General features: G+C 72.3%; 19 protein-coding genes. 14 read left to right on the top strand and 5 right to left on the bottom strand.

Annotated features, from left to right (window positions below):
* The first annotated feature begins 101 nt into the window (after positions 1–101).
* Together AC5020_RS04060 and AC5020_RS04055 are read left to right on the top strand one after the other, a co-directional pair.
* A complete protein-coding gene (locus AC5020_RS04060) occupies positions 102–2,852 on the top strand; it encodes an ExeM/NucH family extracellular endonuclease (RefSeq protein ID WP_464987323.1) in 2,751 nt (916 codons plus the stop codon).
* Between the two features lie 39 nt (positions 2,853–2,891).
* Positions 2,892–4,268: an APC family permease gene (locus AC5020_RS04055; RefSeq protein WP_464987322.1), complete on the top strand. Its 1,377-nt coding sequence runs from the start codon at positions 2,892–2,894 to the stop codon at positions 4,266–4,268.
* An 85-nt stretch (positions 4,269–4,353) separates the two neighbouring features.
* Here AC5020_RS04055 and AC5020_RS04050 read toward each other — a convergent pair whose 3' ends face one another.
* From AC5020_RS04050 to AC5020_RS04040, 3 genes are all read right to left on the bottom strand, one after another.
* Positions 4,354–5,049, bottom strand: coding sequence for a hypothetical protein (locus AC5020_RS04050; RefSeq protein ID WP_464987321.1), 696 nt, complete (start codon positions 5,047–5,049; stop codon positions 4,354–4,356).
* Between the two features lie 120 nt (positions 5,050–5,169).
* Positions 5,170–5,787, bottom strand: a complete 618-nt coding sequence (locus AC5020_RS04045) for a TetR/AcrR family transcriptional regulator (RefSeq protein ID WP_464987320.1) — start codon at positions 5,785–5,787, stop codon at positions 5,170–5,172.
* Positions 5,788–6,569: 782 nt separating this feature from the next.
* A complete protein-coding gene (locus tag AC5020_RS04040) occupies positions 6,570–8,072 on the bottom strand; it encodes a dihydrolipoyl dehydrogenase family protein (protein WP_464987319.1) in 1,503 nt (500 codons plus the stop codon).
* A gap of 118 nt (positions 8,073–8,190) precedes the next feature.
* Between AC5020_RS04040 and AC5020_RS04035 the strand changes: the two genes are divergently transcribed.
* Positions 8,191–9,375 carry an exonuclease SbcCD subunit D gene (locus AC5020_RS04035; protein WP_377018419.1) on the top strand — a complete coding sequence of 395 codons (1,185 nt, stop codon included), beginning with the start codon at positions 8,191–8,193 and terminating at the stop codon, positions 9,373–9,375.
* Entirely contained in the window at positions 9,372–12,470 is a 3,099-nt protein-coding gene (locus tag AC5020_RS04030) for an AAA family ATPase (RefSeq protein ID WP_464987318.1), read from the top strand. Before AC5020_RS04035 ends, AC5020_RS04030 begins: the two co-directional genes overlap by 4 nt.
* 87 nt (positions 12,471–12,557) lie before the next feature.
* On the opposite strand, the gene AC5020_RS04025 is transcribed toward AC5020_RS04030, so the two are convergent.
* Entirely contained in the window at positions 12,558–13,226 is a 669-nt protein-coding gene (locus AC5020_RS04025) for a VanZ family protein (protein ID WP_377793199.1), read from the bottom strand.
* 141 nt (positions 13,227–13,367) lie between these two features.
* Here AC5020_RS04025 and AC5020_RS04020 point away from each other — a divergent pair, with 141 nt between their 5' ends.
* From AC5020_RS04020 to AC5020_RS03980, 9 genes are all read left to right on the top strand, one after another.
* Positions 13,368–14,504, top strand: coding sequence for a VanZ family protein (locus AC5020_RS04020; RefSeq protein WP_464987317.1), 1,137 nt, complete (start codon positions 13,368–13,370; stop codon positions 14,502–14,504).
* 364 nt (positions 14,505–14,868) lie between these two features.
* A complete protein-coding gene (locus tag AC5020_RS04015; RefSeq protein WP_464987316.1) occupies positions 14,869–15,855 on the top strand; it encodes a beta-ketoacyl-ACP synthase 3 in 987 nt (328 codons plus the stop codon).
* A gap of 113 nt (positions 15,856–15,968) precedes the next feature.
* A complete protein-coding gene (locus AC5020_RS04010; RefSeq protein ID WP_377018414.1) occupies positions 15,969–16,481 on the top strand; it encodes a DUF456 domain-containing protein in 513 nt (170 codons plus the stop codon).
* On the top strand, positions 16,478–18,751 hold the full coding sequence (locus tag AC5020_RS04005; protein WP_464987315.1) for an ABC transporter ATP-binding protein: 2,274 nt from the start codon (positions 16,478–16,480) through the stop codon (positions 18,749–18,751). The genes AC5020_RS04010 and AC5020_RS04005 overlap by 4 nt, the downstream gene beginning before the upstream one ends.
* Positions 18,748–20,640, top strand: coding sequence for an ABC transporter ATP-binding protein (locus AC5020_RS04000; protein ID WP_464987314.1), 1,893 nt, complete (start codon positions 18,748–18,750; stop codon positions 20,638–20,640). Before AC5020_RS04005 ends, AC5020_RS04000 begins: the two co-directional genes overlap by 4 nt.
* A gap of 91 nt (positions 20,641–20,731) precedes the next feature.
* Positions 20,732–21,067 (top strand): hypothetical protein, encoded by a 336-nt coding sequence (locus AC5020_RS03995; RefSeq protein ID WP_464987313.1) that lies wholly within the window; start codon positions 20,732–20,734, stop codon positions 21,065–21,067.
* Positions 21,068–21,096: 29 nt separating this feature from the next.
* Positions 21,097–22,020, top strand: a complete 924-nt coding sequence (locus tag AC5020_RS03990; protein ID WP_464987312.1) for a class I SAM-dependent methyltransferase — start codon at positions 21,097–21,099, stop codon at positions 22,018–22,020.
* A 95-nt stretch (positions 22,021–22,115) separates the two neighbouring features.
* Positions 22,116–22,820 carry a hypothetical protein gene (locus tag AC5020_RS03985; protein WP_377803774.1) on the top strand — a complete coding sequence of 235 codons (705 nt, stop codon included), beginning with the start codon at positions 22,116–22,118 and terminating at the stop codon, positions 22,818–22,820.
* 143 nt (positions 22,821–22,963) lie between these two features.
* Entirely contained in the window at positions 22,964–23,362 is a 399-nt protein-coding gene (locus AC5020_RS03980) for a hypothetical protein (protein ID WP_377803773.1), read from the top strand.
* Positions 23,363–23,453: 91 nt separating this feature from the next.
* On the opposite strand, the gene AC5020_RS03975 is transcribed toward AC5020_RS03980, so the two are convergent.
* Entirely contained in the window at positions 23,454–24,131 is a 678-nt protein-coding gene (locus AC5020_RS03975; protein ID WP_464987311.1) for a DUF6318 family protein, read from the bottom strand.
* A 140-nt stretch (positions 24,132–24,271) separates the two neighbouring features.
* Between AC5020_RS03975 and AC5020_RS03970 the strand changes: the two genes are divergently transcribed.
* Positions 24,272–25,207, top strand: a complete 936-nt coding sequence (locus tag AC5020_RS03970; RefSeq protein ID WP_464987310.1) for a PfkB family carbohydrate kinase — start codon at positions 24,272–24,274, stop codon at positions 25,205–25,207.
* The last annotated feature ends 106 nt before the right edge of the window (positions 25,208–25,313 follow it).

Genomic DNA, 25,313 nt, shown 5'->3' with positions numbered 1-25,313 from the left:
GCAGCACGCCCGCTCCGCCAGCTCGCCGCACCATCAGAGCACCCGCACCCCCGATGCACCGCACCCCACCACGCACCCCGCCTCTTCAGGAGAACCCCGCCATGAGCATTCGTCCGCACGGCGACGGCCTGCGCCCGCGCCTGACGCGCGTCGGCATCGCCGCAGCCGCCCTCACCCTCGGGATGTCGGCCCTGCCCGGCATCGCGCCCACCGCCCAGGCCGCCGTGGTCACCCCCGGCGACCTCCAGATCAGCGAGGCCTACGGCGGCGGGGGCAACTCCGGTGCCAGCTTCCAGAGCGACTTCGTCGAACTGCGCAACACCTCCGAGGCCGACATCAGCCTCGACGGCTGGTCCCTCCAGTACGCCTCGAAGACCGGCACCTTCAACAACACCGTCTCCCTCAGCGGCACCGTCCCCGCCGGCGGCACCTTCCTGATCGAGCTGGCCTCCGGCAACGGCAACGGCGAGCCCCTGCCCGCGGCCGACCTCACCGGCGGCATCAACGCCTCCGGCAGCGGCGGCGTGTTCGCCCTGTCCGACGCCGAGGGCAACCTCGAGTGCCACGGGACCACCTGCGCCGAGGACCCGGCCGTCGTCGACCTCGTCGGCTGGGGCGCGGCGGAGACCTTCTCCGGGGACGCCCCCGCTCCCGGCACCGACAACGCCACCTCCGTCTCGCGCGTCGAGGCCACCGGCGAGAACTCCACCGACTTCGTCGAGGGCGCCCCCACGCCGACCCCGTCGGGCGCGGAGGAGACGGACCCCGAAGAGCCCGAAGAGCCCGGTGAGCCCGAGGAGCCGGTCGATCCCACCGAGGCGAGCATCGCCGAGATCCAGGGCACGGGCGAGGCCAGCCCCCTGAAGGGCGAAACTGTCGTCACCGAGGGCGTCGTGACCGCGGTCTACGCCACCGGCGGCCTGGACGGCTACGTCATCCAGACCCCCGGCACCGGCGGGGCGCTGGACTTCTCCACGCACACCGGCTCCACCGCCGTGTTCGTCTACTCGCCCGGCACCGTCGGCGACGTCGCTATCGGCGACTCTGTCCGCGTGACCGGCGAGGTCTCCGAGTACTACGAATCCACGCAGGTCACCGTCGGCTCCGACGGGCTCGAGCAGCTGCCCGAACCCCTCGGCGAGGTCGAGCCCCTCACGATCGAGGGCGGCTTCCCGACCGAGGAGACCGAGCGCGAGAGCATCGAGCACATGCTCTACCTGCCGGGCGAGGGCGACTTCACCGTCACCGACGTCTATGGCACCAACCAGTACGGCGAGGTGGGCCTGGCCATCGGCGACGAGCCGCTGAAGCAGGCCGGCGACATCATGGAGCCGGGCGAGGAGGCCACCGCCTACTTCGAGCAGCAGGCCCAGAACCTGGTGCTGCTGGACGACGGGAAGTCGACTAACTTCAGCAGCAACCCCGAGCAGCCGATGAGCTGGCTGACCACCGAGGAGCCCGTGCGAGTCGGCGCCTCCGTCGGGTTCACCGAGCCCACCGTCGTCGCCTACTCCTTCGACCAGTGGCGGCTGAACACCACCACCCCGTGGGAATCGGCCGAGACCGACGGGGTCGACTTCGAGAACACCCGCAGCGCCACGCCCGACGAGGTCGGCGGAGACCTGCAGCTGGCCACGTTCAACGTGCTGAACTACTTCACCACCCTCGGTGAGGACACCCCTGGCTGCGAGCCCTACACCAACCTCGACGGCGAGGGCACCAACGTGCGCGGCGGCTGCGACCTGCGCGGCGCGTGGGGAGCCGACGACCTCGAGCGCCAGCAGTCCAAGATCGTCGAGGCGATCTCCGGCACCGAGGCCGAGGTGGTGGGCCTGATGGAGATCGAGAACTCCGCCCGCCTGGGCGAGGAGCCCGACGAGGCCACCGCCACCCTGGTCGCCGCGCTGAACGAGCGCGACGGCGAGGGCACCTGGGACTACGTCCGCACCGGCGAGGCCTACGCCGAGCAGGGCCTGGACGGTGGCAGCGACGTCATCACCAACGCGATCATCTACCGCACCGCCGCCGTGGCCCCGCAGGGTCAGGCGCAGATCCTCGCCGGCGACGAGGCGTTCGACAACGCCCGCGAGCCGATCGGACAGGTTTTCGTGCCCGTCCAGGGCTCCGGCGAGGAGCAGGTCGAGGGTGAGCCGTTCTTCTTCACCGTCAACCACTTCAAGTCCAAGGGCTCCCAGGACGCCGAGGACGCCGAGCTCGAGGAGGACCCGGTCCAGGGCAACGCCCGCACCTCCCGCCTGCAGCAGGCCGAGGCGCTGCTGAGCTGGAGCGAGGAGACGGCCGCGGAGCTCGGCGTCGAGGACGTCTTCCACGGCGGCGACTTCAACGCGTACACGCAGGAGGAGCCGCTGCAGATGTTCTACGACCAGGGCTACATCGACCTCGGCGAGACCTACGATCCCGAGGGCTGGTCCTACAGCTACGACGGCATGGTCGGCTCGCTCGACCACGTCCTGGCCAACCCCGCCGCCGCCGAGCGCCTCACCGGTGGCACCCACTGGCAGATCAACGGTGCCGAGTCCGTGATGACCCAGTACTCGCGGTACCACAACAACACCGTCGATCTGTACGAGGGCGGCGTGTTCGGCTCCTCCGACCACGACCCGATCATCGCCGGCCTGGATGCCGGGTTCCCCGCAGGCGGTGGTGACGACGAGGATGACCAGGATGACGACGAGGAGTCCGGTCACCCCGGCAAGGGCCACGGCAAGGGCAAGGGTCACGGCAACGGTCACGGCAAGGGCCACGGCAACGGCCATGGCAACGGCAACGCCCACGGTCATGACAAGGGCAAGGCCAACGGCAAGGCCAAGGGCCACGGCAAGGACGACTGACGTGCCACCTGCTCCGGCCGACGGCGCCGGGCTCATCTCATGACGAGCCCGGCGCCGCCGCCCGGCCCGGACGCCCTGGCCCGCCGCCTGCGGCTGACCGACGCGGTCATCGTCGGCCTGGCCGCGATGATCGGGGCCGGCGCCTTCGTCTCCCTCGGCGCCGCCCAGGACCTCGCCGGGGTGCTGGCACCGCTGGCGGTGCTGGTCGCCGCCGTGGTCGCCCTGTGCAACGCCACCTCCACCGCGCAGCTGGCCGCTCAGCACCCGGCCTCCGGCGGCGTGTACCACTTCGGGGGCAAGCAGCTGGGGCCCTGGTGGGGCTTCCTCGCCGGCTGGTGCTTCGTCATCGGCAAGACCGCCTCCTGCGCGGCGATGGCCCTGGTGATCGCCGCCTACCTGGTGCCCGAATCGGCCCAGCGCCCGGTCGCCGCCGCAGTCGTCGTGGTGCTGACCGGCGTGAACCTGGTCGGCATCACCCGCACCGCGGCGCTCGCTCGAGTGCTGGTCACGATCGCGGTGACAGCACTGGTGCTCACCGCGGCACGCCTGCTCGTCGGTCTCGGTGGGGGAGCGGGCAGCACGTCCGACGGGGCCCAGGGCTTCGCCGCCGGAGCCCCCGGCCCGCTCGCCGGGGCCGATGCAGGATTGTGGGACGGCGGCCTCGCCGCGGTGCTCGGCGCCGCCGCCGGAGGACCCCTCGGCCTCGCACTCGTGGTCGCACAGGCCGCGGCGATCATGTTCTTCGCCTTCGCCGGATACGCGCGCATCGCGACCCTCGGCGAAGAGGTGATCTCCCCGCGCCGCACCATCCCGCGCGCGATCCTGCTGGCGCTCGCAGCGGTGTTCGTGCTGTACGTGGCGCTGTCGATCGTGCTGGTCGCCGTGGGCCCCGCCCCCGGCGACCAGGGGTGGGGAGCGGCGCCGTTCCGCACCGCCCTCGACGGGGTAGGTGCCGGCGCCGGCTGGCACCTCATCGTCACCGTGGGTGCCGTCGCCGCGGCCGGTGGGGCGCTGCTCGCACTGGTCGCGGGCATCTCCCGCACCATGCTCGCCATGGCGCGCGAGAGCGACCTGCCCCGCCCGCTGGCACAGGTGAACCAGCGCTTCTCGGTGCCGCAGCGCGCCGAGATCACCGCCGCGATCGCCATCGTGCTGCTGGTGCTGCTGGCCGGCGACGTGCTGGTGGCAGTGGCCGCGTCGTCGTTCGGGGTGCTGCTGTACTACGGGGTCGCGAACCTCGCCGCCTTCACCCAGCGCGGCCAGTGGCGTCTGTTCCCCAGGGCCCTGCAGGTGCTGGGCCTGATCGGCTGCCTCGCGCTGGTGGCGGCGCTGCCGGGCCGGACGATCGTGGCCGGCGTGGGGCTGGTGCTGGTCGGAGTGGCGTACCGCGGCGCCGTGCTGGCCCTGCGGCGCTGAGCTCGCCCGCATCCGCATTCCGCATTCGCACTCGTACCCGCATCGGCACCGGCGCGGGGTCGAGCGGAGCACCATCCCGCCGGACTCAGGTCCACGCGGTCCAGGTGGTGTCGGCGTCGATCAGCCAGTGGCGACGCAGCGTCAGGGCGCGTTCGGTCGCCGCGAGAGCGCCCGCGATGAGCAGCGTGGTGTTCGCCCAGGCGGGCAGGCTGATCGGGGAGGTGAACGTGCCGACCCGATCGGCGACCACGTCCACGCTCGTGACCAGCTCCGCGAGCTGCGGGACCATCGTCACGAGGCCGATCAGCAGGATCACGATCGCGACCATCCCGATCGCGGCGCTGGCCCGCGGATGGCGCCGGTCGAAGCGTGCGCGCAGGCCCTCCATCGAGCGGGGGTGCGGGCGGAGGGTATGAGGTCGGCTGCCGTCCTCCGGCACGTGGTGCATCCTGCTCAGGCCGTACATGCTGGTGGCCACCTCGATCACGCCGCCGGGGACGTCGAACGCGACCGGCGGGTTCGCGATCTGGATCTGTCGGCCGTCGCGATAGAGCTCGACCGGGGCGTGCCGCGCGCCCTCGGCGATCTTGCCGCCCTCGAGCTCGGCGGCGAGGTACCGCACGTCCACGGCGTACTGCGAGGACCGTCCCGCCCCGTCGTCCGGATCCAGGAAGAACTGGGTGCGGGTCAGCAGCTGCCACCAGCGCAGGTCCCTGAGCGCGCTGCCGTCACCGGGCTTGGCCCGACGCTGACGGAGCGCGCGCTGCACTTTCCTGAACATGATCCTCCCCGGGGCGGCGCGAGGCCGCGAGTCGTCGCTGCGAGGCGTCGTTGCCTCCATTGCAGCGGACGTCCCGCCCCGGGGCCAGTGCGATCTGTCATCTCCTCCCAAGGAAGGAGTTCACGTCCCGGGGGTCGCACCGCGGAGATCGAGGAATGCTCGCGCCAGCCTCGCCAGATCCTCCTCCGGCGAGTCGCCGTACCGCTGGTGCTGCATCGCCCGGACCGTCTTCTCCCGCACCGCGTGGCCGAGCACGAGATCCAGCACCGCGCGGCCGGCGAAGGCCGGATCGATCCCCGCTCGCAGCCGGCCGCGATCCCCGAGCTGGGCGAAGCACTGCTCCAGGATGTACTCGTGCACGCGGCGCAGCCGAGCCACACGGAACCTCCCGGGATGCTCCTGGTTGACGGCATCGGTGCTGAGCGTGGCCAGAAGCTGCATCGTCGCCGAGGCCGGGTGCCAGATGGCCGCCAGGTTCTCCAGCAGCATGTCGGCATCCGGGGCGAGTTCGCCGACGCGGGTCAGCGCGTCCTGCGCGTGCTCCTCGAGGCGATCGATGACTGCGTGCAGCAGGACCTCCTTGGAGGCGAAGTGATGCAGCATTCCGGGGTGGGAGATCCCCACGCGTTTCGAGATGTCGCGCACGCTGGCACCGTGGTACCCGTACTCGGCGAACATGACGGCTGCCGCGTCGAGGATGCGCTCCCTGCGCCGAGAGGGGCACCGGCGTCGGCGCACGCCCCGTCGCGGGTCGCGCTGTGCCCGCCGGTATGCGACACCGGCAGGCGGGATGCCGCCTCGGGCATGGTCGCGTCGTTGCTGTGCCCGAGGCGGGGGACGTCCGGCCGGTATGCCGCCCCTCGCTCGTCGATGGTGGATGAGGGGTCGGAGGTGTTCGTGAGGAATCGGTCCGATCGTGTGTGGGGCGCGCTCAGGCAGAGCGCGTGTCGTCGTGCAGTCGTAGGCGTCCGGGTGTCAGGGCGCCCGCCTGTCCGGGAGGCGCGAGAAGCACGACATGAATCGTGGTGGTCCGGGAGCTGTCGATGACGACATCGCGACCGAATCCGGAAGAGGCTGGTCGACGTGACGCCGGCATTCGCCGAATGTCGCGACAACGGGGTCCGGGTGGCGCGATAGAGATTTCGGGGCGGTTGTGGGAATGGCGATCCCCGGAATCAGAAAGAATGGTGGTCGGGAAATCTCCGGTGTGGTGCGGGCATCATCCCGTCTGCCTGCTCACCGTGCGGAGAGAACTGGGCTCGGGCGGCCTCGGCCGGGCCTCGCTCTGTGCCGATGCACAGCAGTCGACGAGAATCGGGCCCTGGCGGATGGAGCTTCTCTCGGCTCCGTGCCGTTGCGGCCTGTCCCTCGAGCATAGTGGACGAATCGGCGGCACGCTCACGCGGCCGTCATATCTCGCGCCGAGAACGCCATCGGAGACGCCGGCGGTGGTCGCGATGTATAATGTGCCCGGAAATCGGGAATAATCCTGTGGCCTGCGATGCCCGGGAGCTCGCGAGCTACCCGGCCCGCATCTCGCGCGGCAGCTCTTCCAGCAGCTGCAGCCACAGCTCCGAGGCCGTGGGGAAGCTCGGCACCGCGTGCCGCAGCACGTGCACCGGCACCTTCCCGACGATCGCGATGGTGGCAGCGTGGATCATCTCCGAGGCGTCGGGGCCGACGAACGTCGCGCCGACCAGCTGTCTCGTGCTCGCATCGACCACCAGCTGCGCGGTGCCGGTGACATCGTCCCGCAGCAGGGCGGAGCCCGCCGCTCCGCCGAAGGGGACCTGCGCGGTGACCACGTCGATCCTCTGCTCCCGGGCCTGCGCTTCGGTGAGGCCGGCCGAGGTGACCTGGGGCTCGGTGAACACGACCTGGGGAACGGGCACGTGATCCGGGATGGGCTCGAGAGCCTCACCGGTGGCCCCGGCGCGAATGCACTGGCCGATCACGCGGGCGCGGTACTTGCCCCAGTGCGTCAGCGGCGCCTCCCCGCTGGCATCTCCGACGGCATGCAGCCAGTCCGGCAGCGCTGTCGCGGCGGCATCGTCGGACGTGGGCTTCGCGGCGGCGGTGACGTCGTCGGCCGTGAGCCCGATCGCATCGAGTCCGACGCTGCTCAGCCGGGGACTGCGGCCGGTCGCGGCCAGCACCTCGTCCCCGGTGACATCGCGCCGCCCGTCGGCATCCTCGACCTGCAGGGTCACCGCGCCGCCGTGCAGCCGGCCCAGCTCGGTCCGCCGTGCATCGGCGCGCTCGCCGGAGACCACGGAGGTGCCCAGCTCCACGGTGACACCCAGGTTCCCCAGGGCCTCCAGCACGTGCTCCCCGGCGAAGGGCTCGTAGCCGCTGAGCAGTCCGTCTCCGCGCACCAGCATCGTCACCTCGCTGCCCAGCGCGGCCATCCACGTCGCGGCTTCCACGGCCACCACGCCGCCGCCGACGATCAGCAGCTGGCCGGGAACCTCCCTCACCCCGGTGACGTCGCGCGAGGTCCACGGGGCCAGCGCCTGCAGCGGTTCGGGGATCCTCGCCTCCGAGCCGGTGGCGAGCACGACTGCCCGCTCGGCGTGGACGAGTGTCGGCCCGCTGCCGTCCTGGCCGTCGGCGGGCTCGACGAGCACCTCGCGCTCGCCGACGAGCCGGCCGTGCCCGCGCACCACCTGGATCCCGGCACCCTCGGCCCACTGCACCTGGCCGGAGTCGTCGTAGTTCGAGACCCACGTATCGCGTCGTGCCAGCAGGGCGTCGCGGTCGATCTCGGTATCGCCGACCCCGTCGAGATGAGCGGCGGCGCCGGCCACGGATGTCGGCCGCAGCAGAGCTTTCGAGGGGATGCAGGCGTAGTACGAGCATTCGCCGCCCAGCAGTTCACCCTCGATGATCACGGCGCTGAGGTCCGTGCCCTCGGTGGCGTACTGGGCGGCGTTCTCACCCACGGGGCCGCCGCCGAGCACGACGACGTCGGCGGTGATCTCTGTGGTCGGGGCGGCGTCGGTGGCGTTCGCTTCGTGGGCCATGACGGCACGCTACGCCGCCCGGCGGCCGACGTCACGGGGTGTTCCTCCCCAGTGCCGTCCGTCCACAGCGCCGCGCGGCGCGCCCGGGTTGTCGGCGGCGGTCCTTAGAGTCGGAGCCATGAGAATCCTGCACACCTCGGACTGGCACCTGGGGCGCACCCTCCATGAGGCCGATCTGCACGATCACCAGGCCGACTTCCACGACTGGCTGGTCGACCTGGTGACCGAGCGCGAGGTCGACGTGGTCGTCATCCCGGGTGACGTGTACGACCGCGCGGTGCCTCCGGTGCGGTCCGTGGAACTGCTGGGGCGGACTCTGCGGCGCCTGGCCGACGTCGCCACCGTGATCCTCACGCCCGGCAACCACGATTCCGCGAAGCGTCTCGGCTTCGGCTCGGCCCTGATGCGCGACGGGGTGCACATCCTCGCCGATGCCCGCACCGCGCTCGAGCATCCCGTCGTGGTGCCCGATGCCCACGGTGAGGTGCTGTTCTTCGCTCTGCCCTACCTCGAGCCCGACATCGCGCGCTTCGCCCTCGCGGCCGACGAGACCCAGCCGCTCGGCCGCAGCCACGAAGCTGTCACGCGCGCCGCGATGGAGCGCATCGCCACCCGGATCGCCCAGCACGCGGAAGCCGCCGGGCCGGGACCGAGGGCGCGATCGGTGGTCCTGGCGCACACCTTCGTCGCCGGCGGCTCCGGCAGCGACTCCGAGCGGGACCTCAGCGTCGGCGGCGTCGACTCGGTGCCGGCCGATGCGCTGCGCGGCGTCGACTACGTGGCCCTCGGTCACCTCCACGGCTGCCAGGATCTCTCCGCCCAGGCAGGCACCACGGCCTGGTACTGCGGGTCACCGCTGGCCTTCTCCTTCTCCGAGAAGGACCATCGCAAGTCCGTGCTGCTGGTCGAGCTCGACGCCCCCGGGGAGGTGTCCGTCCAGCGCATCGCCACCCCGGTGCCGCGGCGCCTGAGCGAGCTGAAGGGCACCCTCGAGGAGGTCCTCGCCCAGGCCGAGACCCACGGCGAGGACTGGGTCAAGGCGGTGATCACCGACCCGCATCGGCCGCCCCACCTGCTCGAACGCCTGCGCGGCGCGTACCCGCATCTGCGCCATACCGAGCATCGTCCCCAGGGGCGCGAGGACAGCGACCTCACTCCCGTGGTGCGCCGTGAACAGGATCCGATGGAGGTCATGGGCCAGTTCCTGGAGTACGTCACCGGGACGGAGGCGACCGACGCGGAACGTGACGTGCTCGAGCAGGCCTACCAGAGCGTGCGCACTCAGCGGTCGGAGGCCTCATGAAGCTCCACCACCTGCGCCTCAGCGGCATCGGCCCCTTCCGCGACACCGTCGACATCGACCTCGCCTCCCTCTCGACCAGCGGCATGTTCCTGTTGGAGGGGCCGACGGGATCGGGCAAGTCCACGATCCTCGACGCGATCGTGTTCGCCCTCTACGGCACCGTGGCCGGCAGCGAAGCCAGCGGCGAACGGATCCGCTCCCAGTTCGCCGACCCCACCGCCCCCAGCGCCGTCGACCTCGTCTTCGAGACCGGCCACGGGATCTACCGGGTGCGCCGCCAGCCGCAGTACGCCCGCGCCAAGCGCCGCGGCACCGGGACCACCAAGGAGAACGCCCGGGCCATCCTGTGGCGGCTCAGCTCGCCCGAGCTGATCCCCGCCGCCCTCGCCGACCGCGCCGGGGACGGGGCCGGCGTCACGCCGATCTCGACCCGGCTCGACGAGATCGGCGGGGAGATCACCCGTGCCGTCGGCCTCTCCCGCGAGCAGTTCACCCAGACCGTGCTGCTGCCGCAGAACGAGTTCGCCCGCTTCCTGCGCGCCGGCACGGGCGAGCGCCAGACGGTGCTGCAGCGCGTGTTCGGCACCGAGATCTACCAGAACGTCGAGAAGCAGCTCGAACAGATGCGGCGCGAGGCCGCCACGGAGGTCACCGCCGCCCGCAACGACGTCAGCAAGGCCGTCGCCCGCTTCGCCGAGGCCGCCGGCCTCGAGGACGAACAGCGCAGCGAGCTCGACGACCACGCCGCGAGCGGTCGCCGGGACGAGCTGAGCGTCGCCGTTACCAGCATCGAGAAGGCCCTCACCGCCCGGGCCGAGGTCGCCGCCGAGGCCGCCACCGCCGCCACTGGGCGCGAGACCACGGCCCGCGAGCACGCCGACCGCGCCGCCACCCACCGCGCACGGATCACCCGCCGCCGCGAGCTCGATGCCCTGGCAGCGCGCCTGGCCGAGGAGGAACCGGCAGCCCGCGCGGCGCAGCGCCGACTGACCTGCGACGACGCCGCCCGGCCTGCCGCCGTCGCGCTGCAGCGGGCGAGCCAGGCCGCCCAGCGGCTGAACGACCTGCGCGCTGCCCGGGAGGACGTCGCCGCGAGGCACCGGGAGTCCCACACGGGCCTCGTCGAGCTGCTGGACGGTGAGGATCCGCTGGAGGCCCTGGCCGCCGCCGCCGAGGACGCCACCTCGGCCGCCGGGGCCCTGGGGGACCTCGTCGACCTCGAGAAGGCCCTGCCCCAGCGCGCGAGGGAGATCGAGACCCGCCGCCAGGCCGATGCCGAGCTGGCCACGAGCATCCAGGCGCTGACCGAGCAGCTCGCCGCCCGCCCCGAGGCCCGCCAGAAGCTCCACGCCGAGCGCACCACCGCCCAGGCCGCCGCGGAAGCACTCGGCGATGCCCGCGCCGCCCGCGTGACCGCCGCCTCGCACCTGGCCGCCGCCCGCGACGCGGACCGGCTCGCGAAGGAGGTCACCGCGGCGGAGAGGACCGCCGCCGCCGCGCTCGAGTCCGCGCGACGGGCCGCCGACGAGGAGAAGAGGCTGCGCGATCGCCGCCACGCCGGCATCGCCTCCGAGCTCGCCCTGCAGCTCGCCCCCGAGGAGGCCTGCCCCGTCTGCGGATCCACGGAACATCCCGCACCCGCGGAACCCGCCGAGGACCACGTCGGCCCCGAGCAGATCGAGGCCGCCGAAGAGCACCGCCGGCGCGCCGACGAGGCCGCCTCCCGCGCCGCCGAATCGCTCACCGCCGTGCGTACACAGCGCGACAAGGCCCTGGCCGATGCCGGCGGGCTCACCCTCGAGGACGCCCGCACCGCCGACGCCGACGCCCAGCAGGCCGTCGAGAAGGCGCTGGCCGCTCAGAAGCGCGCCGAGACCCTGGAGAAGGAGCTCGAGGCGCACGACGCCGAGACCACCCGGCTGACCCAGCACCGCAGCGCTCAGGAGCGCGAGCTGGAGGGGCGAGCCGCCTCCCTGCGCGAGGCCGAGGCCGCTCTGGCCAAGGACACCGAACGGGCCCGCGAGGCCCGCGGCGAGCATGCGAGCGTGACCGAGCGTCGCGCGGCCCAGCTGACCAGAGCCAGAGCCGCGACCGCACTGCGCGAGGCGCACCTCGCGGCGGACCAGGCCGCCGCTCGCCTCGCCGAACTCGAGGAGGAGGCAGCCGTCGCCCGCGCCGAGGCCGCCGAGCAGCTTACCGCCGCCGGGCACACTCCCTTCGCCACGGACGACGAGCTGCGCGCCGCCGTCCTGGCCGAGGGCGAGCGGGCAGAGCTGACGACGCTGCTCTCGGACCGCACCGTGAACCAGGCCCGATACACCGATGGCATGGCCGAGGAGGGCATCGCCGAGATCGACGCGAGCGAAGACGCGGCCGGCGCAGCGGACCAGACCGTCACGGCCGCAGCCGAAGCCCTCACCCTTGCCCGCACCGCCGCCCGGGAAGCCGGCGACCACGCCGCGAGGCTGCGCGCCTCCGCCGAACGCACCGCCGGTGCCCGCACCGCGCTGGACGGGGCGCTGGACCGCCTGGCACGTCTGGACAGCACCGCCGGGGCCATCGTGCGCGTCGCCGACCTCGCCACCGGGCGCTCCTCCGACGGCACCCGTATCCAGCTGTCGACCTACGTGCTCATGCGCCGCTTCGAGGAGGTCGTCGCCGCGGCCAACACCCGCCTGGCCCAGTTCTCCGACTCCACCCTGGAGCTGCTGCGCGACACCGGGGCCCGGGGCGCCAAGAAGACCGGACTGGATCTGCTGGTCATCGACCACCGCACCGACCAGCACCGGCTGCCCGAGACCCTCTCCGGCGGCGAGACCTTTTTCGTCTCCCTCGCCCTCGCTCTCGGCCTGGCCGACATCGTCACCGCCGAGGCCGGGGGAGTGCAGATGGAGACACTGTTCATCGACGAGGGCTTCGGCAGCCTCGACCCCGAAGCCCTGGAGCGGGTGGTCGCCGAGATCGGGCGCCTGGCCGAGCACGGTCGCACCATCGGCATCGTCAGCCACGTCAGCGAGATGAAGGCCCAGATCGCCGAGCAGATCCATGTGCGGCGTCTGCCGGACCGCTCCTCGACCCTGTCGGTGACCGCGTGACCGCGTGACCGCGTGACCGCGTGACCGCGTGACAGCGTGACCGCGTGACCGAGCCGGGCTACAAGGGATGCGGCCCGCCGGTCACCGTCACGGCCACGGGTCCTCATCCGCGGCGCCCTCGTGTCCACCCTCGCGGCCGCGATCATCGTCCAACGGTCGCTCATGGACGAACAGCGGCACTCCCAGCCGGGTGAACACCGGGGCGATCAGCGCCCCCAGCAGTGCACCGAGGGAATTGGCCAGCACGTCGTCGATGTCCGCGATCCGCACCCCGCACGGATACAGCCCCCACGCCCCGGTGTACTGCGTGGCCTCGATGAGCACCGACAGCATCACCCCGATGGCCAGCGACGTCGTCGTATCCAGCCGGAACACCCCGCGCAGGATCGCCCCCAGCGGCACGAACAGCACGATGTTCATGCCCAGCTGCAGCACCGGCCAGCTCAACAGCAGGCCCAACCCGGTGGTGCCCTCGGCATGGACCGCGAGGATCTCGCCCACCGCGTTGAAGGGGTAGGGCCGCAGCTCGCCGCCCGCCCGGTTCTGGCAGGTGCTGGCCACCTCGTAGGCAGGAGCGACCGTCAGGCCCGCCAGCGTCATGGTGTACACGCAGATCACCAGCACACCGACCAGCCGCAGCGGCCGCACCCGGCCGAAGCGTCGTCGCTGCAGCAGCACGGCGGGGAGCAGGATCGCGACGAACACCCCCACGCCGCCCGCGATGCCCACCAGGGCCAGGCGCACGAATTCGGTCACAGGAGCACGCTATGGCCAGTTGCTGGACGCTGCACAGGAACCGTCGGATGACCCTCCCGGGATCGGCTCCACCCACGGTAGGAGCGACGCAGACACATGGGCCCATCCCCCCGGAGCCCCCTGCGACCTTAGGGTTCAGCCATGATCGACGCATGGGCCTGGCAGATCCCCTTCAGCCTCCTCGGCGGCACACTGTGCTTCCTCGCGGTCCTGCTGCCGATCCTGATCATCCAGTACTACGTCTACGGGCGCCTCAGCCCCGCCCGCCTCATCGGCGCCGCCGGCGTCGCGATCTACGCCGTCGCCCTGGTGGCATACACGCTGCTGCCGCTTCCTGACCCCTCGGTCTGCGCGGGCGGCGGCGGGACCTCGCTGCAGCCGGTACCGCTGGCGACCATCGGCGACATCGGCCGGCTCGCCGGGCAGTACGGCCTGGGCTCGACCACCACCATCGCGGCGATCGCCCAGCCCATTCTGAATGTCGTCCTGTTCATCCCCCTGGGCGTGCTGATCCGCGTGATGGCCGGCCGCGGCATCCTCACCGCCACCCTCACCGGCGTCGCCGCCTCGCTGCTGATCGAGACCACCCAGTACACCGGGCTGTGGGGCCTGTTCGACTGCGCCTACCGCGTGGCCGACGTCGACGACCTGCTGACCAACACCGCCGGAGCGCTGATCGGCGCACTCCTCGCCCCGGTGGTGGCCGGCTGGATCCCCGAACCCACCGCGCTCGCGACGCTGCCGCCGCGGCCCGTGACCCGGCTGCGCCGCCTGCTGGGGATGGCGATCGACGGTGCGGTGATCTCGGCCCTGCCCGGGCTGCTGCTGACGGCCGGACTGCTGACCTACGTCGTGGTCTGGACGCTGGCCAGTGATGGGGGCGAGGTGCCCAATCCGCCCGGCCATGCGGCGGTGCTGCCGCTGGCCTCCCTCCTCATCGGGGCGCTGCTGAGCGTGGTGCTGCCGGCGCTGATGGGCAGCGGCGCCTCGCCCGGGCAGCGGATGGTGGGGATCGTGCCGGTCTTCGACGGCCGACGGGGCAGCGCGGGCCGGCGGCTGACGCGCGCCCTGTCCGTGGCCGGCCTGTACGCGGCCCTGGCCCCGATCGGCGACGTGCTCGAGGGTGTCGGGGTGCCCGTCCTGCCGGTGCTGCTGCGCCTCGCCTCGGGCGGCCTCGTCCTCGTCGCGATCGCGATCGTGCTCTTCGTCGACCGGCGGGGACTCTCGGGCCTGATCAGCGGGGCCGACCTGGTCGACCGCCGCGCCGCCCGCCACTGACGACGCGGGGCACCCCGTCGGCGCCCGGCGCTGAGTCACTAACTGGTGCCCCACGCTGTCCGCTCCCTCACCCGTCGACGCCCAGCACTGCCGCCACCCCTTGCCGCCGCCACGCTGTCCGCTCCCTCACCCGTCGGCCGCGTGCCGAGCCGGCAGCGGTAAGGTGCTCGGCGCGCTCGCCGCACCGACCACACCGCTCCTGCTCACCCCACACCCCGGATCCCAGAGCCCACCGGCCCGACCCACCGGCGTCCCGGCTGCCCCGGCGCATCCGGGACCTGCTCATCGGGGCCCGGCCGGGAGGCGTGAGGATGTCGATCCCCGGCGGGCGGCACATCTCGACACCAGAAAGCAGATCTTGCCGATGAGCCAGCCGGATACCCTCGCACCCTTCCACTCCCCGACCCCCGCTGCCGGGTCACGGATCATAGGGACCGGCCACTATCGCCCCGCCCGGATCCTCACCAACCATGACCTCGAGCAGCTGGTCGAGACCAGCGACGAGTGGATCCGCCAGCGCACCGGCATCGAATCGCGGCGGATCGCCGGCGAGGACGAGACGGTCGCGAGCATGGCCACCGAGGCCGCCCGCGCAGCCCTCGCGGACGCCGACATCGACGCCTCCGAGATCACCCAGGTCCTCGTCGCGACCTGCTCGAACGATGAGCACTCACCCAGCGCTGCCGGTCGCGTGGCCGAGGCCCTGGGCCTGCCGGCCCCGGCCGCGTTCGACGTCGGCGCCGCCTGCTCCGGCTTCAGCCACGCCCTGGCCCTGGCCGATCAGTCGATCCGGGCCGGGGCCTCCACCACGACCCTGGTGATCGGGGCGGAGAAGCTCTCGACCTACACCGACTACACCGACCGCACCACCTGCATCCTCACCGCCGACGGGGCGGGCGCCGTGGTGCTGCGCGCGAGCGAGCGGCCCGCCGTCGCGCCCGTGGTGTGGGGGACGGTCCCCGACCTCGCCGATGCCGTGACGATCACCGGCCCCGGGCCGTACTTCGCCCAGCAGGGACGTGCGGTGCTCGGCTGGGCCCTGCGCGAGGCCCCTGCCATCTGCCACCGGATCGTGGAGGCCGCCGGGGTGACCATGGCCGATATCGACGTCTTCGTCCCCCACCAGGCGAACCTGCGGATGATCGAACCGCTCGCGGAGTCCCTCGGGCTGCGTGAGGACGCGGTGATCGCCGACGACGTCATCACCAGCGGCAACACCTCCGCGGCGACGATCCCGCTGGCGATCTCCCGGATGCGCGAGGCGGGCCGGATCCCCGCCGGGGCCACGGCCCTGCTGATCGGGTTCGGCGGCGGGTTCTCCTGGGCCGGCCAGGTGGTGCGCCTGCCCTGAGGGCCCGACGGGCGGACGAGCGGCGGCGGGACGGCGCCGATAGGATGGTCACGGCCCGGCGCACCGCTTTCCCAGCGGTGCCGCGCCCCCACCCTCGACTCCCCGGAGGACCCGTGGTCGACTCCCTGACCATCCAGATCATCGTGACCGTGCTGGTCTGCCTCGCCTACATCGTGGGCCTGGTGGGGATCGTCGTCCCCGTCCTGCCCGGCACGATCACCATCGTGATCGCCACGCTGATCTGGGCGATCGTCACCGGCGGCTGGATCCCGTGGATCGCCTTCGCGATCATCCTGGTCCTCGGGGCGATCGGCATGACCACCAGCTACGTGCTCACCGGGCGGCGCCTGCACCAGCACGAGGTGCCGATGTGGCCGATCTACGTCGGCATCGCCTCCGGCATCGTCGGCCTGTTCGTGATCCCCCTGCTGGGCCTGCCGATCGGCTTCGTGATCGGCCTGTACGTCTCGGAGTCGCTGCGCCTGCAGGACTGGAGGAAGGGCCTCGGATCCGCCTGGGTCGCCGTCAAGGCCCTGGGCATCGGGATCATCATCGAGTTCACCCTCGCCATGCTGGCCACCATCGTCTTCGCCATCGCCGTCGTGGGCCACTTCGTCTCCGTATGACCAGCACCGACGCCTCCGCCACGAACCGATCCGCCCACGAGGGCCCGGGCGCGACCCGCTCCGGCCACCCCCGCCCCGGCAACCACCCGCACGGCGACCGCACGGGCAGCTCCCGGCCCGCAGGCTCCGCGCCGCCCGCCGTGCCCGCACCTCAGCACCCCGCCGTGCTCATCCCCGGGATGAAGCGCCTGCTCACCGGTGCCTGGGAGAAGCGCAAGTGGTTCATCCCCGCCGTCCTCGGGGCGCTGCTGTTCTCGGTGCTGCAGATCGCGACCTCCGCGATCATCGGCCGCGTCACCGAGGAGGTCATCGTGCCCTCCTTCCAGCGCGGCGAGCCCGTCATCCCCGTCGTCCTCGGCGGCGGTCTGGCCATCCTCGGCATCGGCGTCGCCCGCGCCGTCTCCGTCATGACCCGCCGCATCTTCGCCGCCGCCACGCAGTTCGACCTGTTCGGCCTCTACCGCCGGCGACTGGCCGCCGTGTACGCGAAGGTGCCGCTGCTGTGGCACCGCCGCCAGTCCACCGGCACCCTGCTCTCGGCGATGTACGCCGACATCGAGGCCACCTTCTTCGCGATGGCGCCGTTCCCCTTCGCCCTGGCCACGATCGCCATGCTGGTCTACGCGACCGTGGTCGTCGCCCGGATCGACCCGGTGATCCTGCTGGTCATGCTCGCCCTGATCGTCCTGCTGATCGTGGCGAACGTGCTGCTGCAGCGGTTCGCGACCCCCTTGGCGATGCGCTCCCAGCAGCTGCGCGCCGAGGTCGCGGAGATCGCCCACGAGTCCTTCGACGGCGCCAACGTCGTCAAGTCCCTGGGCCGGGAGGACGTCGAGCAGGAGCGCTTCGACCACTCCGCTGAGCAGCTGCGCCGCACCGGCATCCGCTTCGGCTACGTGCGCGGCTGGTTCGATCCCCTGATCGACGCCCTGCCCAACCTCGGGATCCTCGCCGTCGCCGTGCTCGGCGCCTGGCGCATCGGGGACGGGCACCTCACCACGGGCCAGCTGGTCGAGGTCTCCTACCTGTTCACGCTGATGGCGCTGCCGATCCGCTCCTTCGGCTGGGTCCTCGGCGACCTCTCGCGCACCGTCGTCGGCGGCGGCCGCGTCCAGCAGATCCTTGATGTGAGCGAGCAGCGCACCTACGGCCCCGACCCGCTGCCCGACGGGCCCGGTGCGTTCGAGGTCGACCGGGTCTCCTTCGTCTACCGCGACGACCCCTCCCAGGTGATCCTGGGCCGCGACGTACGCCCCGAGGACCAGCAGCTGCGCGAATCCCGGGCCCTTGACCAGGTCTCCCTGCGCGCCGACCCGTCGGCCGGCACCCGCGTGCTCGCCGTCGTCGGGGCCACCGGCTCGGGCAAATCGACCCTCGCGCTGCTTGCAGCCCGCCTCGTCGACCCCACCGAGGGCAGCATCCGCCTCGACGGGGCGGACCTGCGCTCGCTGACGGCCGACGCGCTGACCGCCGACGTCGCCCTGGTCCTCCAGCAGGCCTTCATCTTCGACGCGAGCGTGCGCGAGAACGTGACCCTCGGCGAGGACATCGACGAGGACACCGTGCGCTGGGCGCTGCGCGTCGCCCAGGCGGAGGGCTTCGTCGACGCCCTCAGCGACGGTCTGGACACCGAGCTAGGCGAGCGCGGCGGCTCCCTCTCCGGAGGGCAGCGCCAGCGCATCGCCCTGGCCCGCGCGCTCGCCCGCCGCCCCCGGCTGCTGATCCTCGACGACGCCACCTCCGCCTGCGACCCGAGCGTCGAGCTGGCCATCCTCGACGGGATCCGCCGCGAGATGACCTCCTCGACCCTGCTGTCGATCGCGTACCGCAAGTCCACGATCTCCCTGGCCGATCAGGTGGTCTTCCTCGACCACGGCCGCGTCGTGGCCACCGGCACCCACGAGGAGCTGCGCTCGACGAGCCCCGGGTACCGGGCCCTGGTCGACGCGTACGACGAGGCCGCGATCTCCCACAACCTGCTCGAATCCAAGGGGCCCCAGCCCAGCGACGGGCCGGACCCGAGCATCGCCGTGCCCGCCGAGCGTGCTCGCACGGTGGCCGATGCCGTCGAGCGTCACGGCGCCGGCCGCTACCGGCGCGAGGACGTCACCTCCGAGTGCGAGGAACCGGACACGAGCACGGGGGCGACGCCCGCCCTCGGCACCGGCGAGGACCGCACCGCTCGCGGCGCGGGCGAGGACCCCGCCGTCCACGGCGCGGGCGAGGACCCCGCCGCACGCCCCGCCCGTGAACAGGAGGAGGGACGATGACCGCCGCACCCGTCGCCCGCGCCGCTCAGAACTCCTCGGAGCTGGGCACCGAGACCACCACCGATGAGTCCGCCCTCCACACCATCCGCCGCGGTCTCTCCCTGACCCCGCAGCTGCTGCGCGGACTGTGGATCACTCTGCTGCTGGCCGTGGTCGCCACCGCCGGCAAGGTGGTGGTGCCCATCGCGGTCCAGTCCATCCTCGACCGCGGCATCATCGCCCCCGAGCAGCCCGACGTCGCGTTCGTCGCCGGCGCCGCCGGACTGGCCGCACTGCTGCTGCTGATCACCGCGGGCTGCAACGTCATCATGAACCGGCGCCTGTTCCGCCTGGCCGAGACGTCGCTGGCGACCCTGCGCAAACGCGCCTTCCGCCACATCCACGACCTCTCGCTGCTGACCCAGGGCACCGAGCAGCGCGGCGCCCTGGTCTCCCGCGTGACCAGTGACGTCGACACCGTCAGCCAGTTCATGAGCTTCGGCGGCATGATGCTGCTGGTGATGAGCATGCAGCTGGTGCTGGCCACCGGTGTGATGGTCTTCTACTCCTGGCCGCTCGCGCTGGCCGTGTGGCTGTGCTACCTGCCGATCCTGTTCATCATGAGCAAACTGCAGCGCCGCATCCGCGCCCGCTTCCAGACCGTCCGTCTCAAGGTCGGGCAGATGCTCGGGACCGTCTCCGAGGCCCTCGTCGGCTCCGCGACCGTGCGCGCCTACGGCATCGAGAACCGCACCCGTGACGACCAGTTCGACCGGATCGACCAGGTGCGCAACGCCCAGTTCGCCGTGCTGCGGCCGCAATCGGCCTCGATGTTCCTCTCGGAGACGGCCGACGGTCTGGCCACCGGCGTCGTCGTCGTGGTCGGCGTGCTGCTGGGTACCCAGGCCCTCGGTGCGAACCTGCCCGGCGCGGACCTCACCGCCGGTGGCGTGATCGCGTTCGTCTTCCTGGTCTCCCTGTTCAGCCAACCCGTGCGGATGGGCATCGAGATGCTCTCGGAGGCCCAGAACGCGGTGGCCGGCTGGCGGCGCGTGCTCGGCGTGCTCGACACCCCGGCCGACGTCGCCGACCCCGGCGGCGCCATGGACCCCCACACCGGCCGGCGCCTGGAACCGACCGACGGGGCGACCGCGCTGCCCGAGGGTCTGCTGGACATCGAGGTGCGCGACCTCCACTACCGCTACCCCTCCGGCCCGGAGGTGCTCCACGGCATCAGCGTCGACATCCCCGCCCGCAGCCGGATCGCGATCGTGGGGGAGACCGGCAGCGGCAAGACCACCTTCGCCAAGCTGCTGACCCGCATGATGGACGCCACCAGCGGTGAGCTCACGATCGGCGGTGTGCCCCTGCACCTGATCACCTATGCCTCGCTGCGCAAGCGCGTGGTGATGGTCCCGCAGGAAGGGTTCCTGTTCGACACGACCGTCGCCGGCAACCTGGCCTACGGCAAGCCCGACGCCACCGCCGAGGAGATGCGCCGCGCGCTGGACGAACTGGGACTCGGCGGCTGGGCCGACGACCTGCCCGAGGGCCTGGACACGCCCGTCGGCCAGCGCGGCGAGTCGCTCAGCGCGGGGGAGCGGCAGCTGGTGGCCCTGGCCCGCGCCTACCTCGTCGACCCCGACGTGATCGTGCTGGACGAGGCGACCAGTGCGGTCGATCCCGCGGCCGACGTGCGCCTGCAGCAGGCCATCGACGGCCTCGCCCGTGGTCGAACCACCATCACCATCGCCCACCGGCTCTCCACCGCCGAGCGCGCGGACCGGATCATGGTGCTCGATGAGGGGCACCTAGTCGAGCACGGCACCCACGACGAACTGGTGAGCCTTCCGGACGGGATCTACGCCGGCCTGCATCGCTCCTGGGTGGCGCACCGTCAGGCGCGGTGAGCGCGGCAGGAGAGGACAGGATATGAGTTCCGGGCGGTCGCAGAGGCCTTCGGCATCGGCTGCGGTTGGGCGCCGCCGCGCCATTATCGCCGTGCTCTCCATCGCCCTCGGCGTGCTCGGCGCCGTGGCGGCAGGTCTTGTCACCGAGTACGTCATCGCCTCCGCCCGGATCACCTACTACCTGCCGCCGGCGCCCGGCAGCACGGAGCCGTCGACGCACCACGACGTCCACGAGCCGATGCTGATGCTGGCTCCGGTCGGCGGGCTCGGCCTCGCTCTCTCGCTCATCGCGATCGCCCTGGGTGCGTGGGGGCTCGCACGCCGGCGGGGCGCGCGGGCCTGGACCCTCGCTGTGCTCTGCGCGGCGCTGCTGATCGTGCTCATCGTGCTGGTGATCGCCGGCAGCATGACCATGCCGGTCTACTGAGCGTGCCCACCGGCCCTAAGATCCTCGGCGTGGCCGATTCGCTTCACCCGCCGATCCCTCCGGTCTCCTCGCGTGAGGAGCCCCGGTTCGCCAGCGCGGCGCGCAAGCGGGCGCTGGCCGCCGCCTTCGAGGAGCAGGGCGGGGAGTACGACCGGCTGCGTCCCGGCTATCCCGATCCGGTGCTCGAGGCGATGCTCGCACCGGTTTCACGCCCGATGAGCGGAACCCCCGCCCGGGCGATCGATCTGGGCGCCGGCACCGGGAAGCTGTCGTGGGCGCTCGTCGCTCGGGGCCTGGACGTCATCGCGGTGGACACCAGTCGCGCCATGCTCGAGACCGCGCTGCGCCGGGGGCCGTCGGCCGGCTCCGGGCCTCCGCGGCCAGGCGCGGCCTCGCCGACCCTCCCGGCCGGCCACGACGTCGAGCGGGTGCCATCAGCCGCGCCCGCACCCGACCTCACCACGCACCTCGCCCCGGCGGAGGCCACCGGCCTCCCCGACACATCGGCCGACCTGGTCACCGTCGCCCAGGCCTGGCACTGGTTCGACGCCCGCGCCGCCTCCGCCGAGGTCGCGCGGCTGCTCGCACCCGGCGGGGTGCTGGCGCTGGTGTGGAACACGCTCGACGTGCGGATCCCGTGGGTCCACCGCCTCTCGCGGATCATGCACGCCGGGGACATCCATCGCGAGGACTTCCGTCCGACCGTCAGCCCCGAGCTCGCGCTCGTCGAGCGCAGCGTGCACGAGTGGGAGGACCCGATGCCCACCCACGACGTCATCGACCTCGCCCGCACCCGCAGCTACGTCATCACCGCTCCCGAGGAGCGCCGCGCGAAGGTGCTCGCGAACCTCGACTGGTACCTCCACGACCATCTCGGCCATGAGCGCGGCGCCGTCATCGGCGTCCCGTACCGCACCGACCTGTTCCTCTACCGGAGCGGGAGCGTGTCGTGACGCGAGGGCGGCCTTGGGAAGCGGAACGCCTTCTGCGGCTCCGTCCGTTGCGACAGCTAGTGTCGATGTCCGAGCCTGGCACGGGAGGGGTGGAGATGAGCGGAGAAGCTGGCTTCCGCGCCGCCCGCCGTCACGCCGGCGAACTCGGCAGGCCTCTCGAGGTCTACGCGGACCGTCCCGGCACCGTCGTCGTTGGCGCAATCGTGTTCGTCTGGCTCATCTTCACGGGGCTCACGCTGATCAACCCGGCGGAATCCCCCCTGCTCATCGCGGCACCCGGCATCATCTTCGCGCTGCTCGCAGCGGGCATCCTGGTGCTGATCAGCGGCGAGCGGCTGATCGTGTGCGAGCGAGGACTGCTGGTCGGGAGCGTCGCGCCGGGGATGCGCCCCTACATCGTGCGCTACGAACAGATCGTCCCGGGCAGCCTGGTCCCCGTCACCGGAGCCGGCCGCTACGGTCGCGAGACCGGGACGGGCGGTTTCCCACAGTCGACGGTCCGGCGTTCGGCCTGGAACCGGCAGGGCATCCACTTCGTCGGTCCGTCGGCCCAGGCAGCCCGCCGGCGCCCGGCCTTGATCGCGGTCCTGCAGGATCCACCGCCGCGTTCCGTCGACGGCCGCTGGGTCTGGTTCGCCGGCACCGGGCGCACGTCCCCGGAAACCCTCACCGCGCGGATCGCACAGGCCGCCGGCGCATCCGGAGCCCAGCAGCTTGCCCGGGCGACGGCCTCGGCTCCGGCGCGCAAGCTCAGCGGCGACCCGGCGGAGGCCGCTGCCCATCTCCCCGGGCTGCGGTAGCCCAGGATCTCTGCCGACGGCCGGTGGCGCTTCGCGGACAGGGGACTGCGATGGCCGGCCCCGCGGCTGCCAGGTTCGAGAACAGCAGAGCACCGGCCGGCTCCGCGCCACGTCTGCCACGTCGCCGTGGGAAGGTGAAGCCCATGAACGCCCGTCCGCGCACTCGCACCCGTCGCACGGTCCTCGACCGCGTCTCCGTGGTCCTGGGCGCTCTGTGCCTGATCGCGGCGGTGCTCTCGGGGATCAGCATCGTGGCCTCGAGCCACGTCGGCCCCGACGGCCCGGAGTCACCGTTCGTCGTGGGTTCCTGGGATCTGCGGCGCTCGACCCCGTTCCTCGGGGTTCCGGTGGCAGCGTTCCTCGGTGCGTGGGCCGTGAGCCGAGGCGCGGGCCTTGGGGTTCCTGGCCGCCCGCACGGTCGTGCCACCGGCGCTGCGCACGCGAGCCGTCTTCACGTCGGCCTCGCGCTGGTCGGTCTCGTGATCGCGCTACGGATGGCGATGTACGCCGACGGGTTCGGCTTCTTCGGCCTCACCTTCTGATCGGGGGACCGCCCTGACGAGCGCGCGCTCCGCCCCGATTCCCTCGTGAGCTCCGCACCGGGACCGGCGGGTGCGCGGCCGCCCGTGTCGCTCAGCCGCCGACGCCCGCGCCGCCGGCGTCGCTGGCCCCGCCCGCGTCGCTGGCGCCCGTGCCCTCGGGGGCGATGCTCATATCGGTCACGCGCCAGCGCTCGCCGTCCCAGGCGATCTGGGCCACGAGCTGGCCGGAGACCTCGGGCAGCTCGTTGGCCTGGAGGTTGGGATCGTCGACCAGGATGCTTGCCTCCTGGGTGAAGTCCGCGACGACCTCGCCGCTCGCGGGCGGGTCGCCCTTGCCCTCGAACGTCGTCGAATGCACGGTGAAGTCACCATCGACCAGGTAGCCGTCCTGCTCGGCGAGCAGCTGGGCGTTGTCCAGGAAGGACATGCAGACCTGGCACTGCGGGTCGATGGAGCTCTCCCACACGGAGACGTCACCGGTGGTCATCATGTAGGTGTACGACTCGAGCAGGTAGGTCACCGTCTCCTGCGCACCCTCATCGGTCTGCTCGGTCAGGCCCGCGGGTTCCTCGGGGCGGGGCACTTCGGGCCGCGGCGGCTGGTCGGCGGGGTCCGCCGTCGGCCGGTTGTCCGGGTTCTCGACCGCGGTCGGGTCGGCCTGCTCACCGCCGTCGTTGCCCAGCAGCTGGCCGATCCCGATCACGCCGATCGGGACCACGAGCACGAGGGCCAGGACGATGATGATGATGCGTTGGACAGGTCGGTTCACGCGGGCCACGGTAGACGACGCGGCTCCGTGGGCACTGGATCATCCCGTGATCACTGCGCGGTGGCCGGACCGAGCTCACCGTCACCCACCATTCGGTCCGAGGTGCGGCGCAGGAGCCGAGCCGGTGGTAGGCAGAGGACATGGTCGACAACCACCGCGCGCACAGCGATCCGGCACACGCCACGGCGGCCGGCGGCGTCCTCGTCGTCGGCCAGATCGGTCGCGACCTGGTGATCTCGACCGACCACGTTCCCGACCCCGGGGCGAGCGTGGACGTCGCCGAGCGCCTCGAGATGTGGGGCGGCAAGGGCGCGAACCAGGCCGTCGGCATGCGCCAGCTCGGCACGCCGGTGGGGCTGCTCGGCGTGGTCGGTGAGGACGAGGTGGGGGAGCGGCTGCTCGCCTCGGCCCGCGCAGACGATATCGATGTCCGCGCCGTGGTGCGTCGTGGTACCAGCGCCCTGCTGGTCGACGTGGTCGATGCCGAGGGCCGGCGTCGCCTCTTCGAACAATTCCCGACCGAAGCGCTGCTGACCGGGGGTGACGTGTACAGCGCCCGGGAGGCAGTGGCACAGGCCGACACGGTGTGCCTGCAGCTGCAGCAGCCTGAACCGGCTCTGCTGGAGGCGGCGCGGCTCGGGACCGCGACCGGCGCCGACCTCGTCCTGGATGGCGCCCCGCAGACGCCCGAGGTGCGTGCACTGGTCGGGCAGGCCCGCGTGGTCCGCGCCAACGCCCACGAAGGTGAGCTGCTGACGGGGATCGCACTGGACAGCGAAGAGGCGGCACTCTCCGCGGCACGCGGGGTGCTCGATGAAGGTGTCGAGGTGGTGGCCTTCGGCGTTGCCGACGCCGGTGACCTGGTCGTCTGGGACGAGGGGCACCGCTTCCTGCCCCACGGCCCCCAGCGCGTCCTCGACCCGACCGGGGCGGGCGATGCCTTCCTCGCCGGGCTCGTCACGGGCCTGCGCAACGGAGCCGCCCCGGCGCAGGCCGGCGAGCTCGCCGCCGCGTGCGCGGCCTCGACGGTTCAGCGGTTGGGAGGACGGCCGGACCTGTCCGCGCTGCGACCGTGACGTCGTTCCGGTAACGGCCCTCGTCGGCCGTATCCGAGCCCATACACTCCAAGAATGACCCCGGGCCCGCCTCGCCGCCGCGCAGCAGCCTTTCGCTGTGCCGCGG

This window comes from Brachybacterium sp. SYSU DS0246 (assembly GCF_059391765.1).
The sequence above is the reverse complement of the archived record's forward strand: the minus strand, read 5'-3'. Positions and strand labels throughout refer to the sequence as shown.

What these genes read in the sequence shown, in the direction of transcription:
- AC5020_RS04060 (WP_464987323.1), top strand. Translation starts at nt 102, where the DNA reads ATGAGCATTCGTCCGCACGGCGACGGCCTGCGCCCGCGCCTGACGCGC.
- AC5020_RS04055 (WP_464987322.1), top strand. Translation starts at nt 2,892, where the DNA reads ATGACGAGCCCGGCGCCGCCGCCCGGCCCGGACGCCCTGGCCCGCCGC.
- AC5020_RS04050 (WP_464987321.1), bottom strand. Translation starts at nt 5,049, where the DNA reads ATGTTCAGGAAAGTGCAGCGCGCGCTCCGTCAGCGTCGGGCCAAGCCC.
- AC5020_RS04040 (WP_464987319.1), bottom strand. Translation starts at nt 8,072, where the DNA reads ATGGCCCACGAAGCGAACGCCACCGACGCCGCCCCGACCACAGAGATC.
- AC5020_RS04035 (WP_377018419.1), top strand. Translation starts at nt 8,191, where the DNA reads ATGAGAATCCTGCACACCTCGGACTGGCACCTGGGGCGCACCCTCCAT.
- AC5020_RS04030 (WP_464987318.1), top strand. Translation starts at nt 9,372, where the DNA reads ATGAAGCTCCACCACCTGCGCCTCAGCGGCATCGGCCCCTTCCGCGAC.
- AC5020_RS04020 (WP_464987317.1), top strand. Translation starts at nt 13,368, where the DNA reads ATGATCGACGCATGGGCCTGGCAGATCCCCTTCAGCCTCCTCGGCGGC.
- AC5020_RS04015 (WP_464987316.1), top strand. Translation starts at nt 14,869, where the DNA reads ATGAGCCAGCCGGATACCCTCGCACCCTTCCACTCCCCGACCCCCGCT.
- AC5020_RS04005 (WP_464987315.1), top strand. Translation starts at nt 16,478, where the DNA reads ATGACCAGCACCGACGCCTCCGCCACGAACCGATCCGCCCACGAGGGC.
- AC5020_RS04000 (WP_464987314.1), top strand. Translation starts at nt 18,748, where the DNA reads ATGACCGCCGCACCCGTCGCCCGCGCCGCTCAGAACTCCTCGGAGCTG.
- AC5020_RS03985 (WP_377803774.1), top strand. Translation starts at nt 22,116, where the DNA reads ATGAGCGGAGAAGCTGGCTTCCGCGCCGCCCGCCGTCACGCCGGCGAA.
- AC5020_RS03980 (WP_377803773.1), top strand. Translation starts at nt 22,964, where the DNA reads ATGAACGCCCGTCCGCGCACTCGCACCCGTCGCACGGTCCTCGACCGC.
- AC5020_RS03970 (WP_464987310.1), top strand. Translation starts at nt 24,272, where the DNA reads ATGGTCGACAACCACCGCGCGCACAGCGATCCGGCACACGCCACGGCG.